This is a genomic window from Sphingomonas sp. GW821-FHT10C01 (assembly GCF_059415525.1).
Window position 1 is genome coordinate 134,941 of record NZ_JBWKNK010000001.1, and the last position, 14,701, is coordinate 149,641.

Below are 14,701 nucleotides of genomic sequence, written 5' to 3' on the forward strand. Positions count from 1 at the left end.
GGGCATTGAACCGCCGTGTCGCGATCCTGCGGCCCGAACCGGGCAATGCCGCCACCACCGCGCGACTGCGCGAAGCCGGGTTGGATCCCCTTTCACTACCCCTGTTCGCCGTGAGTGCGCTTAACTGGACGCCCCCCGAACCCGCCAGCTTTGACGGGCTGCTACTCACCAGTGCCAACGCCCTGCGCCATGGCGGAGCGGGCCTCGGATCGCTGCTCGGCCTGCCCGTCCTCGCGGTCGGACAGGCGACCGCGGACGCGGCCCACGCGGCCGGGTTCACGGTCGCGCATACCGGATCAACCGATGTCGCCACGCTGCTGCGCGACGCGCCCGGCTTCAAGCAACTGCTATGGCTATCGGGAAGGGATCGCACCGCGATCGAGCACCCGGCGCTCGCCGCGATCATCGCCGTCTATGCCAGCGAGACGATCGCATTGGCGTCCGAGGAGGCGGGGCACCTGACAAATAGCGTCGCGCTGGTCCATTCTGCGCGTGCCGGCATGCACCTTGCCGCCGAACTCACACGCCACCGGGTCCCGCCTGCCACGATCCGGATCGCCGCGATCAGCCGCAAGGCGGCGATCGCCGCAGGGCCGGGCTGGGACTCGATCGCCATTGCCGCGAGTCCCGATGACGATGCACTGATCACCGCCGCGCGCGCACTCGTGATTGACCCCTGACCGCATCGGGAGAATAAGCGGTCCCATGATTTCCGAAACGCCGATCGAGACGCCGGCTCCGGCGCCCCCCCGCGGCAATACGCTGACCGTGGCGCTGATCGCCGGACTGATCGCCTTTCTTGCCGGACTCGCGGTGATGGCGGCGGTGTTCCGCTTCGGCGGCTGGAATGGCGAGCCTGTGGCTGCGCCCGATCCCGTCCAACCCGCCCTGACCGCACCCCCGACCGCCGCAACGGCCACTGACGTCGCGACGCTCGCCGCACGCGAGCAGGCGCTGGCGGCCAAGCTGGACGTGATCGACAGCCGCATCCAGGCGAGCGACGCCGACGCGCGCACTGCGGCCAGCTATGCCGGACGCGCCGAGGCGATGATGCTGATCTTCGGCGCACGGCGCGCGATCGAACGCGGCCAGCAGCTTGGCCCCGTCGCCGCGGAGCTGCGCACCCGGTTCGGGGAAGTGGACGGGCGCGCCGTCGCCACCGTCATCCGTGGTGCCGAAGAACCCGTTACGCTCGAGGATCTACGTGTCGCCTTTGACCAGATCGCGCCACGGCTCTCGACCGGCGTGCCCGGCGAAAGCTGGTGGGACGGGCTGCGTCGCGAAGCCTCGAGCCTGGTGATCGTGCGCAAGGAAAATGCAGCGAGTCCGCACCCCCGCGCGCGGCTGGCGCGCGCGCGCCGCCTGTTGGGTCAGGGCCATGTGGAGGCCGCGCGTGCCGAGGTCTCGCGCCTTCCCGGCGCCCAGGGCGCGGAAAGCTGGATGGCCGCGGCGAACCGCTATGTCGAAACGCGCAATGCGCTCGACGCGCTTGAGGCCGCGGCGATCCGCGGGCCGGTGAAACCCGCCGCCGGTGCGCAGCAGCCCTCGCCCCCCGTACAGTAAGTTCAATCAAGGAGAGATGTCATGGCCGCGATGGGCCGTTTCGACTGGGCTGATCCGTTCGCGCTCGATGCGCAGCTGACCGATGAAGAGCGGATGGTCCGCGATGCTGCCCGCGCCTATGCGCAGGAACGACTGCTGCCCCGCGTCACCCGCGCCTTCCTGGACGAGGATTTCGACCGTCAGATCATGTCCGAAATGGGTCAGCTCGGCCTGCTCGGTCCGACCATCCCCGAAACCTATGGCGGCGCGGGGCTGGGCTATGTCGCCTATGGCCTGGTCGCGCGTGAGGTCGAGGCGGTCGATTCGGGCTATCGCTCGGCGATGAGCGTGCAGAGCTCGCTCGTGATGCACCCGATCAACGCCTATGGCACCGAGGAGCAGAAGCGGAAGTACCTTCCCAAGCTGCTCAGCGGCGAATGGGTCGGCTGTTTCGGTCTGACCGAGCCCGATGCGGGCAGTGATCCCGGTTCGATGCGCACCCGCGCCGAGAAGATCGACGGCGGCTACCGGATCACCGGCGCCAAGATGTGGATCACCAACTCGCCGATCGCCGACGTCTTTGTCGTCTGGGCCAAGAGCGACGCACATGGCGGCGGGATCAAGGGCTTCGTGCTCGAAAAGGGCATGAAGGGCCTGTCCGCGCCCAAGATCGAGGGCAAACTCTCACTGCGCGCATCGATCACCGGCGAAATCGTGATGGACGGCGTCGAGGTGGGCGAGGACGCGCTGCTCCCCGAGGTGCAGGGGCTGAAGGGGCCGTTCGGCTGCCTCAACCGCGCGCGCTACGGCATCGCCTGGGGCAGCATGGGCGCGGCGGAAGCTTGTTTCCATGCCGCGCGGCAATATACGCTCGACCGCCAGCAGTTCGGCCGGCCGCTCGCTGCGACCCAGCTGGTGCAGCTCAAGCTCGCCAATATGGAGACCGAGATCGCGCTCGGCCTGCAAGCGGCGTTGCGCGCGGGACGGATGTTCGACGAGGGCGAACTGGCGCCCGAGGCGATCAGCATCATCAAGCGCAACAATTGCGGCAAGGCGCTGGATATCGCCCGCGTCGCCCGCGACATGCACGGCGGTAACGGCATCTCCGCCGAATTCCATGTCATGCGCCACGCCATCAACCTCGAGACGGTCAACACCTACGAGGGTACGCACGACGTCCATGGCCTGATCCTCGGCCGGGCGATCACCGGCATCGCGGCGTTCTGATGGACTTCCAGCCGACGCTGACCGGCGAGCTTGCTGTCCTCCGGCCGACCGTGCCGGAAGACTGGGAAGGCATGTTCGCGGTCGCGTCGGATCCGCTGATCTGGGAACAGCACCCCTTCCACAATCGCTGGCAGGAACCGATGTTCCGCGCCTATTTCGAGGATGCGCTGAAGAGCGGCGGCGGGCTTACCATCCTCGACAAGGCCAGCGGTGCGATCATCGGAGCGAGCCGATACGATTTTCACGATGCGGTGCGTGACGAGGCGGAGATCGGCTGGACCTTCATCGCCCGCACCTATTGGGGCGGGACCTGGAACCGCGAGATCAAGCGGATGATGCTTGACCATATCCACCAATATGTGAACGGCGCGGTGTTCGTGGTGGGCGAGAACAACATGCGATCGCGCCGGGCGATGGAGAAGATCGGCGGCGTGCTGCAGGAGGGCCGGGTCGAGCGCGGCAACGGCCATATGCTGCCCGGCTATTGCTATTATGTCATTCGCCGCGGGGAGTTTCGCGGGTGAAGCCGCTGGCGGGTATCAAGGTCGTCGAGCTGGCGCGGATCCTGGCGGGACCATGGTGCGGGCAATTGCTCGCCGACCTTGGCGCCGAAGTCGTGAAGGTCGAGCGGCCTGGCGCCGGGGACGACACGCGGCATTGGGGGCCACCCTTCCTGCACGACGCGGACGGCGACGACCGCGACGCCGCTTATTACCACGCGGCGAACCGGGGGAAGACCGCGCGGTTCATCGATATCGCGACGCCCGAGGGACAGGCCGAGGTGCGGGCGCTGGTCGCCGAGGCCGATGTGGTGATCGAGAATTACAAGGTCGGCGGGCTGGTGAAATACGGCCTCGACCATGCCAGCCTGGCGGCGATCAATCCGCGGCTGATCACCTGTTCGATCACCGGCTTCGGCCAGACCGGACCCTATGCCCATCGCGCCGGATATGACTTCATCATCCAGGGGATGGGCGGGATCATGTCGCTGACCGGCGAGCCGGACGGCGCGCCGCAAAAGGCGGGGATCGCCTATGCCGACATCTTCACCGGCGTCTATTCGGCGGTGGCGATCCTGGCGGCGCTGCGGCGGCGCGACCAGAGCGGAGAAGGCGCGCATATCGATATGGCGCTGCTCGACACCCAGGTCGCCGTGCTGGCCAACCAGGCTCTGAACTGGATGGCGTCGGGCAAAATTCCGCACCGGATGGGCAACGGCCACGCCAACCTGGCCCCCTATCAGGCCTTCACCGCCAGCGACGGCGACCTGATCATCGCGGTGGGCAATGACGGGCAGTTCGCCAAGCTGTGCACCGTGCTCGGCCTCGACCTGCACAATGACCCCGATTTCGCGACCAATCCGGCACGGGTGCGCAACCGCGCCCGGCTGATCGCGCCGATCCAGGCGGCGGTGGCGGGCTGGACCAAACAGGCATTGTCGGACGCGCTCGAGGCACAGGGCGTGCCGGCCGGACCGATCAACAATGTCGGCGAGGTGTTCGCCGACCCGCAGGTGGTGGCACGGGGCATGCGCACCGCCGCCGGCGGGCTTCCCGGTGTCGCCAGCCCGATCGTGATCGATGGCGAACGCATGGTATCGGACCTGCCCAGCCCGGCGCGGCCCTGACCCCGCCAAAAGTCCCAAAAGTCACGGTCCTACGCGCGCGCGAGTCCGAACCTAATCACCGTTTCAAAGAGCCGAGCTGAGGCTGCCCGCCCGAATCCAACATTTCAAGCGGTGCGTTCGATCAGCGCTTTCGCCGCGGCGGGCGCCCGTATCTTGCCGCCATGGATGAAGAAGACGAAGGTCTCGCGCGGCGTCTTGGGCGGGGTGCCCGCTTCGACATAGGGCAGGCCTTCGGGCTTTCCGCCCGACGCCCATAGCCGCGCCGTATCGGCCCAGCGGTCGATATCCCCGTCCGGATAGCAGAGCGGATTATCGTCCTCGCCCTTTTCCAGCCGGGCATAGACGAAGTCGCCGGTGATATCGGCGATGGCGGGGTATTCGGGCGAATCGGCGAAGACGATTCCCGCGCCGGCGTCACGGCACATCGCGACGAATTCGGGGACATGGAAGCTGTCGTGCCGCACCTGGATCGCGTGGCGCAGCTTCACGCCTTCATGCGACGTGGGGAGCAGCTTGAGGAATGCGCCGAAATCGTCCGCGTCGAACTTCTTGGTGGCCATGAACTGCCACAGGATCGGGCCGAGCTTGTCGCCCAGCTCGACGATGCCCTGTCCGACGAACTTGGCGACCGATTCGCCCGCCTCCGCCAGCACTTTGCGGTTGGTGCAGAAGCGCGATGCCTTGACCGCGAAGACGAAGCCGTCGGGCACGGTGGCGGCCCAGCCGGCAAAGGTCACCGGCTTGAAGCCCGAATAATAGGTGCCGTTGATCTCGATCGCCGTCAGCTGGCGGCTGGCGTACTCCAGCTCCTTCTTCTGGCTGAGGCCTTCGGGATAGAAGGTCCCGCGCCAGGGTTCGAAGGTCCAGCCGCCGATGCCGATTCGAATGGGTGCATGTGCCATGGCCGCCATCCTAACCGGGTGGCGGCGGCGTCACATCACGAAATGCGCGTCCAAACCTGTTGCTTGCAGATGAGGCCCGCGAGCACGCAGCCCTTGCCGATCATCGAATCGCCCTTGATCTCCATATGACCGGAAAAGGTGCGGTTCATGTCGGGGACGAACACATGGCCCTTATACTGGCCGGGTGCGACCCGTTCGAAATTGCGGAACAAATTGGTGCCGACGAGCTGCTGGGTGCCGCCACGGCGGGCGTCCTCCTTGGCCTTGTCGCTCGCCCAGGTGACGACCCCGCACACCCGATCCTGCCCGCAGGGGCTGAAACGGATGCGGACGCTGTCCTTGGGATTGCGCCACTCGCTTGCGGCAGAGAGCGTGCCGCCGGCCTGCGCGGGCGTCGACAGCATCATCATGCCGGCCAATGCGGCGGCCACCCAGCGAAGCGGACGCGAAGTGCGCCGCACCTGTTCCTTGCTCTGCATGGTTGAACCTCCGTGTAGCTGCATTCCGAACGGGGACATTCCCGTGCGGGATCAGATAGGTAGAGGGCAGGGCCGGAAAAGGGCGGGAAGGGGGCAATTTCCGAAACGGTCGGTTCAGAAATAAGGCAGCACGCGCGCTATGCTGGCTGACGCGCGCGCCGCTGCAGCAGTCGCCAGGCGAGCAGCAGCGCCGCGGAGACACCGATCGCGGCATAGATCGCCGGGCCGGGATCCTCGATCGTGCTAATCGAACCGGCATAGGCGACGATCACCGCGAAGGGGACAACGCCCACCGCATAGGCCGACAGAAAGCGAATCGGGTGCATCCGCGCGATCCCCGACAGGCAACAGGACAGTTCGGGGAGGATCGGCAGCGCCTGGCACACGAACAACGCCAACGCGTCGTTGCGCGCGAAACTCGCCTCGATCGCGTCGAGCCGCGCATCGTCGCGAAACAGCCGGGCGAGCACGGGGCGGCCGATCACGCGACCCAGGATGTGACTGGTCACGCCCATCGCGAACAATCCCGCGATCGCGGCCGTCGCGCCCAGCACCGGCCCCAGGAAATAGCCGGCCAGCAGGATCGTGGTCATGGTCGGGATCGCGATCAGCAGATCGATCCACAACAGCCCGATCACCAGCGCGACGAGCCAGACCGGATCGATCCGATGCGCATTGGCGAGAAACCCGCGGACCTGATCCTCGGTCAGGATTCCCGTCGCGCGCATCACCAGAAAGGTCGAGGCGAAGGCAAGCGCGAGCACCAGCGCCGTCTTGAGCAGATCCTTCATCCCTTGAGCATCCTTCGCACGATTGAGGGGGCAATACGGAGGAGCAGGGGCAGAAGCCGCGCCTTGCCGACATGGATTTCGTTCCGGCCCCTGGCGATGCCGGCGAGGATGGCGCGCGCGGCCGCGTCGGCATCCATCTTGCCGCTGCCGCGCCCCTGCGTCATCGGCGTGGCGACCAGCGGCAGGATCACCTCCATCACGCGGATTCCGCGGGGTTCGAGCTGATAGCGCAGGCTTTGCGAGAAGCTGTGCAACCCCGCCTTGGTCGCGCAGTAGAGCGCGGTGTCGCGCTTGGGATAGTAAGCGAGACCCGAGGAGAGGTTGACGATCGCCGACCCCGGCCCCGGCGCTTCGAGCGCCCCGATCAGGCCGTGTACGAGGAGCGCGGGGGCGACGAGGTTGATCGTCGCTTCGGCGATCATCGTATCGGGATCGAAGCCGGGTGCGGTGAGCGGCAGGCCATATTGCAGCGCCGCGTTGTTGATCAGCAGATCGATCCGGGGATGGCGCTGCTTGAGCTCCGCCACCAGCGCGCGAACCGACTGCACGTCGGCGAGATCGCAATCGATCCGTTCGAGCGCGGGATGCGGATCCAGCCCCCAGGCGCGACGCGATACCGCGACGACGCGATGGCCGCCGGCGAGGAGATGCGCCATCAGATGCGATCCGATGCCGGATGTGGCACCGGTTAGGACGACGGTCGAGGGTCTGGAAAGGGGCGTTGTCACGGCTTCTTCCGTTGCGTTATCCCGCCGGTAATGGATGTCGCCCCGAAACCGATGAACCTGGGTTCAATGGAGCCATCCAACCCGATGACGGCGCTGGCTATGGCGATTGTCGAACGGGCGGAAGCGCAGCGGATCGGAACGTCGCGCGACGTTGCCCGGGGCGACGCGATCTTCGAACAGGGCACCCCGCTGGACCGGGCGTTCATCCTGCGCTCCGGGCTGGTCAAGCTCGTCTATGCCACCGCGAGCGGCGAGGAATGGGTCAAGAGCCTGATCGTCGATCAAGGTCTGTTCGGCCCATCCGGGCAGGGCCCGTCCGACTCGATCGCCTTTTCGGCAGTGGCGGTCGAACGGTCAGCGTTGATCGTGTTCCCAATCGGCTGGCTGTCGCACGAGATCGCCGGATCGCCCGCGCTTGCCGCTGCCCATGCCCGCTTCATCGACTGGGTGCGGCTGCGCAAGGAAGCGCGCGAACAGGCGTTGCTGTGTCAGAGCGCGGAGGAACGCTATCGCGACCTGCTGGCCAGCGACGCCGATCTGATCGCGCGGCTGCCTCAGGCGGATATCGCCCGCTTCCTGCGAATCACGCCCGTGGCGTTCAGCCGGATCAAGCGGCGGATGCGGGGCGGGTGAAGGGCTTCGAACCGGCGTTGCCGAAATAGCCGGTCGCACCGGCGCGTCGTCCGCGACGCGGGTAGAGGATAGTGCGATTTCGGGATCTTGCCACCGCGTAATCGCGGTGGCGTCCTGGAGCGGGCGAAGGGATTCGAACCCTCGACCCCAACCTTGGCAAGGTTGTGCTCTACCCCTGAGCTACGCCCGCTCTCTGGCGCTTGGTGCCCTCTCGGAAGACCGAGGGGGCGGGGCAAGGTGGCGGCCTCTAGCAGCGGGTTTCGGGGTCCGCAAGCCCCGAATCGAAAGAAGCGAAAAGGGTTGGCCAGCAGGCCTGCAACGCCCACATAGAGCGCCGGTTTTTCGTACAAGGGATTCGCTGTGGCCACGCTGGGACTTTCCGCCGCCGACAAGGACGCCGTCGAGGCATTCCGTAAGGACATCGTCGAACCGTCGATGACCAAGCTGATCATCCTCGATTTCTGGGCGGAATGGTGCGGGCCCTGCAAGGCGCTGGCCCCGCTGCTGGAGAAGGTCGCGGCGGACTATGCCGACAAGGGCGTGGTGCTCGCCAAGATCGATGTCGATGCCAACCAGTTCATCGCGTCGCAATTCCAGGTGCGCTCGATCCCGACCGTCTATGCGATGTTCCAGGGCCAGCTGGTCGCCGACCTGACCAATGCCCGCACCGAAACCCAGCTGCGCGCCAATCTCGACCAGATATTGCGCCAGATCCCGGTCGAGAGCGACGCGGCGGCACAGGAGGCTGAGCTCGAACCGCTGCTGGCGATGGCAGCCGAGATCGCGGCGGGCGGCGACCATGAGCGCGCGCTGGTCGTCTATGACCAGATCGGCGAGATGGCGCCCGAGCATCCGCAGGTCGCGGCGGGACGCGCGCAGGCGCTGATCGCGCTGGGCCGGCTCGACGAGGCGCAGGCCGCGCTCGACGTGCTGCCCGACGATGTCGCCAAGACCCCCGAGGTCGAGCGCACGCAGGCCGCGCTGACGCTGGCGCGCGAAGCACCGGCCGATGACGAGCTGGCGGCGATTCGCGCGCGGGCGGCGGAGAACCCCGCCGATATGGACGCGCGCTACGAGCTGGCGCGCGCGCAGATGGCGGCGAACGACCGCGATGGCGCGGCGGAAACGCTGTTGGCGATGATCGCTGAGGACAGGGAGTGGAACGAGAGCGCCGCCCGTGCGCGCCTGCTCAAGCTGTTCGAGGCGGTCGGGCTGGAAGACCCGTGGGTGTCGGGCCAGCGCCGCAAGCTTTCCGCCATCCTGTTCGGATGACGACGACTCGGCTCTCGATCTTTCCGCTGCCGGGGGCGCTGCTGTTCCCGCGGATGCAGTTGCCGCTGCACATCTTCGAACCGCGCTATCGCGCGATGGTGACCGATTCGCTGGCGCGCGACCGGCGGATCGGGATGATTCAGCCGCACCCGGCCCTTCGCGAAGACCCGCGTGAGCCGGTGCCGCTGTTCGACATCGGTTGCGTTGGCCGGATCGCCGAGGTCGAGGCGCTGGACGACGGCAAGTTCGATATCGTGCTGGAGGGGCTGTCGCGCTTTCGCGTGCTGCGCGAGCTGGAGGTGGCGACGCTGTTCCGTCAGGTCGAGGCCGAGCTGATCGCCGACCCGGAGGACGAGGTGCTGACGATGGGCGAGCGGGCATCGCTCGAGCTCGAATCGCGGCGCTTTGCCGAACGGCAGGGCTATGCGGTCGACTGGAGCGCGGTGTCGCGGCTCGACGATGAGGCGCTGGTCAACGGCATCGCCCAGATCGCGCCGTTCGACCCGGCGGCGAAACAGGCGCTGCTGGAAGCGGATACGCTGAGCGATCGCGCCGAGCTGACCGTACAGCTGATGCAGTTCTTTGGCCGTCACGACAGCGACGAGGGCACGCTGCAATAGGCGCTACGCCATTTCGCCGTGCAGCAATTTCGGCGTCGCGCCCGATTCGCCGCGTGCCTCGGCCATGAACCAGTTCTTGAGCGCGGGGACCTTGTCCACCGCCGAGAGGCCGAAGCGGCGGGCGGCGTGGGCGGTCTTGCCGGGAATCCCGAACAAATGCGTCAGCGCGTCGGTGGCGACGCTGACCATGAAGGTGTCGAGGCTGCGCCAGCGCTGATAGCGCGCGAGCAGCTGGGGATCGCCCATGTCGAGGCCAAGCCGCTTGCCCTCGACCAGCACCTCGACCAGCGCCGCGACATCGCGGAAGCCGACATTGACGCCCTGCCCGGCGATCGGGTGGATACCGTGCGCGGCGTCGCCGACCAAAGCGAGGCGATCGGCGGTGATCGTCGCGGCGTGGTGGAAACCGAGCGGATGGCTGAAGCGGGGCCCAAGCGGACCGAGACGCCCGAGGAACCCGCCCATCTTCTTTTCCGCCTCGGCCAGGAAGCCGCGTTCGGAAAGCTTCATCATCCCCGCTTCCTCGTGCCGCTTGACCGACCAGACGATCGCCGAGCGATGGCCCTGTTCGTCGTCGACCAAGGGCAGGATCGCGAAGGGACCCTGCGGGTAGAAAATCTCGAACGCGGTGTTCTCGTGGCTATGCTCGTGGTGGAGCGAGGTCACGATCGCCGAATGATCATAGGTCCAGCGCGCGACATTGAGGTGCGCGGTATCGCGAGTCGGCGAGTTGCGGCCCTCGGCGCCGATCAGCAGCTGGGCACGAACCGTCTCACCGGTGCTGAGCGTGGCGGTGACGCCGTGGGGACCGCGCTCGACGTGCACTGCGCGGGTCTGCATCCGGATGTCGGCGAGCGGCGCCGCGTTCGCCGCGGCCATCAGCGCGGCGCGCAGATGGCGGTTCTCGAACATCGTGCCGAGCGCGCCTTCGCCGTCGAGCGGATCGAAATCGAGCTTGCCGGGCTCCAGCCCGTCGCTGACGCGGATGCTCTGAATCGGGCAACCCTTGCCAGCGAGCCGATCGGCGACACCGATCGCCTCGAGCATGCGCATCGGCGCTGCGGCGATGGCCGAAGCGCGACCGTCATGCGCCGCCGCGAGGATCACCGCCGGGTCGGCCGGATCGATGACGATGCTGGAAATGCCGTGGCGGTCGAGCGCGACCGCGAGCGCGCTCCCCACCAACCCGCCACCGAGGATAAGGAGGTCTGCCTGGCTCATGCCGCCGCATTACGCCAGCGGCTGCCTTGACGCCAGAGTCCGCAGGGTGGATGAATCCGGCAAAGCGGGACTTTCGAGACATTCAGGGACAATTGATGGCGAGCCGGGTGCAGCCGATGCTGTGGCGTGACACGATGAAGGCGGGGGCGAAACGCAGCGGCGCGCTGATCGGTGCGATCGCGCTCTATGTCCTTACCTTCGCCACCGTGCTGGCGATCGGCACCTATACGGGAACCGATCCGTCGCTGAACACGGCGGCGGGCGGGCCGGTCAAGAATCTGCTGGGTAGGCCAGGCGCGTGGCTTGCCGACCTGCTGTTGGCGACCGGTGGACCGGCGGTGGTGCTACTCGTCCCGGTTGGCCTGATCGTCGCGACGCGGCTGTGGAAGGGCAACCCGGTCGGCGCCTGGGGACGGATGCTGGGCGGAGCGGCGCTGGGCGTCGTGCTGATGAGCACGGCGCTGGCGTTTGTCTCCAGCCGCCCCGCGCTCGAATGGGAACTGCCCGGCAGCTGGGGCGGCGTTGTCGGGCTGTCGGTCGCGAACCTGCTGCGCTGGGGCCTCAACCTGGCGGGCGAGCCGATGGTGACCCTGTGGGGCGGGCGCGTCCTCGGCCTGATCGCGGGAATCACGGGCGTGGTGGTGTGGGCGCGCAGCGTTCAGCTCGAAGTATCGCAGCTGCGCCTGCCGCGCCGCGAACGCGCCGGGGCGGAAGCGGGCGAGATCGACGAGGATATCGACGACGCCGCCGACCTGTTCACCCCCGCCACCGCACCGAAACCACGCAAGATGGCGCTGCCCGATACCAGGCCCGGCCCGGTCATCGCCGACCCCGCGCCGCCGCCCAGCCCGCCCAAGGCCAAGCCGGTGCAGACCAGCCTCGACTTCAAGGGCAGCTACACATTGCCTCCGCTCGAGCTGCTCAAGCCCCCGCCCAAGAGCGGCAGCGCGGCGATCGACAAGGCCGGGCTGGAGCGCAACGCCCGACTGCTCGAAAGCGTGCTCGACGACTTCCATGTGAAGGGGCAGATCGTCGAGGTGCGGCCAGGGCCGGTCGTGACGATGTACGAGCTGGAGCCCGCGAGCGGGATCAAGGCGAGCCGCGTGATCCAGCTGGCCGACGATATCGCACGCAACATGTCGGCGGTGTCGGCACGCGTCGCGACGATTCCCGGGCGCAGCGTCATCGGGATCGAGCTGCCCAACGCCAAGCGCGAGATGGTGAGCCTGCACGAGCTGGTCGGCAGCGACAGTTTCGAGGACATGGGCGCGCAGCTTCCGATCGTGCTGGGCAAGAACATCGCCGGCGATCCGGTAATCGCGGATCTGGCGCCGATGCCGCATCTGCTGGTCGCGGGTACCACCGGATCGGGCAAGTCGGTCGGCCTCAACTGCATGATCCTGTCGCTGCTCTACCGGCTGACCCCGGACCAGTGCCGGATGATCATGATCGATCCGAAGATGCTGGAACTCAGCATGTACAAGGACATCCCGCATCTGCTCGCCGATGTCGTGACCGATCCGCCCAAGGCGGTGCGCGCGCTAAAATGGGCGGTCGAGCAGATGGAGGAGCGTTACCGGATGATGGCCTCGGTCAACGTCCGCTCGCTCGGCAGCTTCAACGACAAGGTGCGCCAGGCGCTGGCCAAGGGACAGAAACTCGGCCGCAAGGTCCAGGTCGGCTACGATCCCGAAACCCGCCAGCCGATGTACGAAGAGGAGACGCTCGAGCTCAACCCGCTGCCGCAGATCGTGATCATCGTCGACGAGCTTGCCGACCTGATGATGACCGCGGGCAAGGAAGTCGAGTTCCTGATCCAGCGACTCGCGCAGAAGGCGCGTGCGGCGGGTATTCATTTGATCATGGCGACCCAGCGCCCGTCGGTCGACGTCATCACCGGCGTGATCAAGGCGAACCTGCCGACCCGAATCAGCTTCCACGTCACGTCGAAGATCGATTCGCGCACCATCCTGGGTGAACAGGGCGCCGAGCAGCTGCTGGGCCGGGGCGACATGCTCTACATGCCCGGCGGCAAGCAGATCGCGCGCGTCCACGGGCCGTTTGTCAGCGACGAGGAAGTGATGGCGGTGGCCGATCACTGGCGCGCGCAAGGTGCGCCCGACTATATTCAGGCGGTTACGGAAGAGCCGGAGGGCGAGGAGTTCGCGCTCGACGGCGCACCCGATGGCGAGGACAGCCCCGAGGAACAGCTGTATCGCCGCGCGGTTCAGCTGGTCGCGGAAAGCCAGAAGGCGTCGACCAGCTGGCTCCAGCGCCAGCTGCGCGTCGGCTACAACTCGGCCGCGCGGCTGATCGAGCGGATGGAGAAGGACGGCCTCGTCTCGCGCCCCGACCATGTCGGGCGGCGCGAGGTGCTGATGGACCAGGACGGGCGGCCGCTGTAGCGGCGTTCCCACCGGCGTCATCCCGGCCTTGCGCCAGGATCCACGGTGCCGCGAGTGCTGAGCTGGAGCCTCAAGCCCACCGCCCGCGGCACCGTGGATCCCGGCACAAGGCCGGGATGACGGTTTGGGTGCGGTGAACGGTTCAGGTGCGCGATTCGGCGCGCCTCAGCTCTCCAGCTCGATCGTGCCGATCATCCAGTCGTGGAACAGCTTGACCGGGCGTTGTTCGAGCGCGCGGGGGCGGCACACGAACCAGTAGGAATAGGGGCTCTTCACCACCGGATCGAACAAGGTGGCGATGCGTGGGTCGTCTTCCGGCACCACGTGCGAATCGAGCATGAAGGCGATGCCGACGCCCTGCGCCGCCGCCTCGAGCAACAGCGAGCCCGAATCGAACAGGTCGACCGCGACCGGCTCGATATCCGGTACCCCGATCGCGTCACGCCAGATCTCGAAACTGTCGGCCATGTCGCGATGGACCATCACGGTCATGCCGTCGAGCTGCTCAGGCCGGGCAATTGCGTTCGGCCCATGGACCAGGTGCCGCGCCGCGACGAGGCGGATACGATTGCGGTCGAGACGACGACCGTAGAGCAAGGTGTCGATATCGCGCGCGAGCACGATCGCCGCGTCGAGTCCGTCGCCCAGACGCGACATACCATGGCCGCCGGTATCGATATCGAGATGAAGTTGCGGATGCATGGCACGCAATGCACCCAGATGCGGGAGCAGCCGTTGCGTCGCGAACAACGCTGGCGTGCCAAGGCGCAGGCGGAGCAATTCGACCCCGCTGGTCATCCCTTCGATCGCGTCGCTCATCGAATCGAGCGCCGGAGCGATCAGGCCCAAAAGCCGTTCGCCTTCGGCATTCAGCTTCATCGCCTGGTGCCGACGCTCGAACAATTGCTTGCCGATAAAGCGTTCCAGCGCCTGGACGCGACGGCTTAGCGCGGGCGATGAGAGCGCGAGCTCCTCCGCGGCAGCCTTGACCGAGCCAAGCCGCGCGACCTGAACGAACGCCTCGATGGCGGTGAGGGGAGGCAGTCTTCGCATAGCTTTTTGTGTGGTGCAGCGTTTCCGTTTGCAACCGATTATCAGGCAAGTCCTCCTGACAGCGGTTACAATGGCTATAAACCGCGATTGTTACAGATTGCAGAAACTGCAATCACGATACGATCTTTTCGCACTTGCACAATTTTACGCTGCACTGCACATAGGGCGTGCCTTTCAGGCATCCTCTCCTAAACCTTTCAT

At 66.8% G+C, this 14,701-nt stretch carries 15 protein-coding genes and 1 tRNA gene; 9 read left to right on the forward strand and 7 right to left on the reverse strand.

The annotated features are described in order from the left end of the window. Nucleotides 1-5 precede the first annotated feature (5 nt). Genes AC07M1_RS00705 through AC07M1_RS00725 form a run of 5 tightly spaced genes read left to right on the forward strand, consistent with a single transcriptional unit; the run spans nucleotide 6 to nucleotide 4,396 of the window. Nucleotides 6-680 (forward strand): uroporphyrinogen-III synthase, encoded by a 675-nt coding sequence (locus tag AC07M1_RS00705; protein ID WP_495160651.1) that lies wholly within the window; start codon nucleotides 6-8, stop codon nucleotides 678-680. 25 nt (nucleotides 681-705) lie between these two features. After that, nucleotides 706-1,563 carry a hypothetical protein gene (locus AC07M1_RS00710; protein WP_495160652.1) on the forward strand — a complete coding sequence of 286 codons (858 nt, stop codon included), beginning with the start codon at nucleotides 706-708 and terminating at the stop codon, nucleotides 1,561-1,563. Nucleotides 1,564-1,584: 21 nt separating this feature from the next. Continuing rightward, nucleotides 1,585-2,769, forward strand: coding sequence for an acyl-CoA dehydrogenase (locus AC07M1_RS00715; protein WP_495160653.1), 1,185 nt, complete (start codon nucleotides 1,585-1,587; stop codon nucleotides 2,767-2,769). Further along, a complete protein-coding gene (locus AC07M1_RS00720; protein WP_495160654.1) occupies nucleotides 2,769-3,293 on the forward strand; it encodes a GNAT family N-acetyltransferase in 525 nt (174 codons plus the stop codon). Before AC07M1_RS00715 ends, AC07M1_RS00720 begins: the two co-directional genes overlap by 1 nt. Further along, nucleotides 3,290-4,396, forward strand: coding sequence for a CaiB/BaiF CoA transferase family protein (locus tag AC07M1_RS00725; protein WP_495160655.1), 1,107 nt, complete (start codon nucleotides 3,290-3,292; stop codon nucleotides 4,394-4,396). The genes AC07M1_RS00720 and AC07M1_RS00725 overlap by 4 nt, the downstream gene beginning before the upstream one ends. Nucleotides 4,397-4,500: 104 nt before the next feature. On the opposite strand, the gene AC07M1_RS00730 is transcribed toward AC07M1_RS00725, so the two are convergent. The 4 genes from AC07M1_RS00730 to AC07M1_RS00745 form a co-directional block, all read right to left on the reverse strand. Then, entirely contained in the window at nucleotides 4,501-5,298 is a 798-nt protein-coding gene (locus tag AC07M1_RS00730) for a DUF72 domain-containing protein (protein WP_495160656.1), read from the reverse strand. 35 nt (nucleotides 5,299-5,333) lie between these two features. Then, nucleotides 5,334-5,777, reverse strand: a complete 444-nt coding sequence (locus AC07M1_RS00735; protein WP_495160657.1) for a DUF2147 domain-containing protein — start codon at nucleotides 5,775-5,777, stop codon at nucleotides 5,334-5,336. A 137-nt stretch (nucleotides 5,778-5,914) separates the two neighbouring features. After that, nucleotides 5,915-6,568, reverse strand: coding sequence for a TVP38/TMEM64 family protein (locus AC07M1_RS00740; RefSeq protein WP_495160658.1), 654 nt, complete (start codon nucleotides 6,566-6,568; stop codon nucleotides 5,915-5,917). Further along, on the reverse strand, nucleotides 6,565-7,296 hold the full coding sequence (locus AC07M1_RS00745; RefSeq protein WP_495160659.1) for an SDR family NAD(P)-dependent oxidoreductase: 732 nt from the start codon (nucleotides 7,294-7,296) through the stop codon (nucleotides 6,565-6,567). The genes AC07M1_RS00740 and AC07M1_RS00745 overlap by 4 nt, the downstream gene beginning before the upstream one ends. An 84-nt stretch (nucleotides 7,297-7,380) precedes the next feature. On the opposite strand from AC07M1_RS00745, the gene AC07M1_RS00750 reads away from it, so the two are divergent. Beyond that, nucleotides 7,381-7,929, forward strand: coding sequence for a Crp/Fnr family transcriptional regulator (locus AC07M1_RS00750; RefSeq protein ID WP_495160660.1), 549 nt, complete (start codon nucleotides 7,381-7,383; stop codon nucleotides 7,927-7,929). 115 nt (nucleotides 7,930-8,044) lie between these two features. Here the strand turns inward: AC07M1_RS00750 and AC07M1_RS00755 are convergent. Continuing rightward, nucleotides 8,045-8,119: transfer RNA gene (locus AC07M1_RS00755), tRNA-Gly, on the reverse strand. Nucleotides 8,120-8,289: 170 nt separating this feature from the next. On the opposite strand from AC07M1_RS00755, the gene AC07M1_RS00760 reads away from it, so the two are divergent. Next, complete coding sequence (locus AC07M1_RS00760) at nucleotides 8,290-9,201, forward strand: tetratricopeptide repeat protein (RefSeq protein WP_495160661.1); 912 nt, start codon at nucleotides 8,290-8,292, stop codon at nucleotides 9,199-9,201. Continuing rightward, on the forward strand, nucleotides 9,198-9,821 hold the full coding sequence (locus tag AC07M1_RS00765; RefSeq protein ID WP_495160662.1) for an LON peptidase substrate-binding domain-containing protein: 624 nt from the start codon (nucleotides 9,198-9,200) through the stop codon (nucleotides 9,819-9,821). Before AC07M1_RS00760 ends, AC07M1_RS00765 begins: the two co-directional genes overlap by 4 nt. A gap of 3 nt (nucleotides 9,822-9,824) precedes the next feature. Here the strand turns inward: AC07M1_RS00765 and AC07M1_RS00770 are convergent, their stop codons facing one another. Next, nucleotides 9,825-11,042 (reverse strand): FAD-dependent monooxygenase, encoded by a 1,218-nt coding sequence (locus AC07M1_RS00770; protein ID WP_495160663.1) that lies wholly within the window; start codon nucleotides 11,040-11,042, stop codon nucleotides 9,825-9,827. 95 nt (nucleotides 11,043-11,137) lie between these two features. On the opposite strand from AC07M1_RS00770, the gene AC07M1_RS00775 reads away from it, so the two are divergent. Then, on the forward strand, nucleotides 11,138-13,447 hold the full coding sequence (locus AC07M1_RS00775) for a DNA translocase FtsK (RefSeq protein WP_495160664.1): 2,310 nt from the start codon (nucleotides 11,138-11,140) through the stop codon (nucleotides 13,445-13,447). Nucleotides 13,448-13,612: 165 nt separating this feature from the next. Here the strand turns inward: AC07M1_RS00775 and AC07M1_RS00780 are convergent, their stop codons facing one another. Then, entirely contained in the window at nucleotides 13,613-14,500 is an 888-nt protein-coding gene (locus tag AC07M1_RS00780) for a LysR substrate-binding domain-containing protein (protein WP_495160665.1), read from the reverse strand. Between the last annotated feature and the right edge of the window lie 201 nt (nucleotides 14,501-14,701).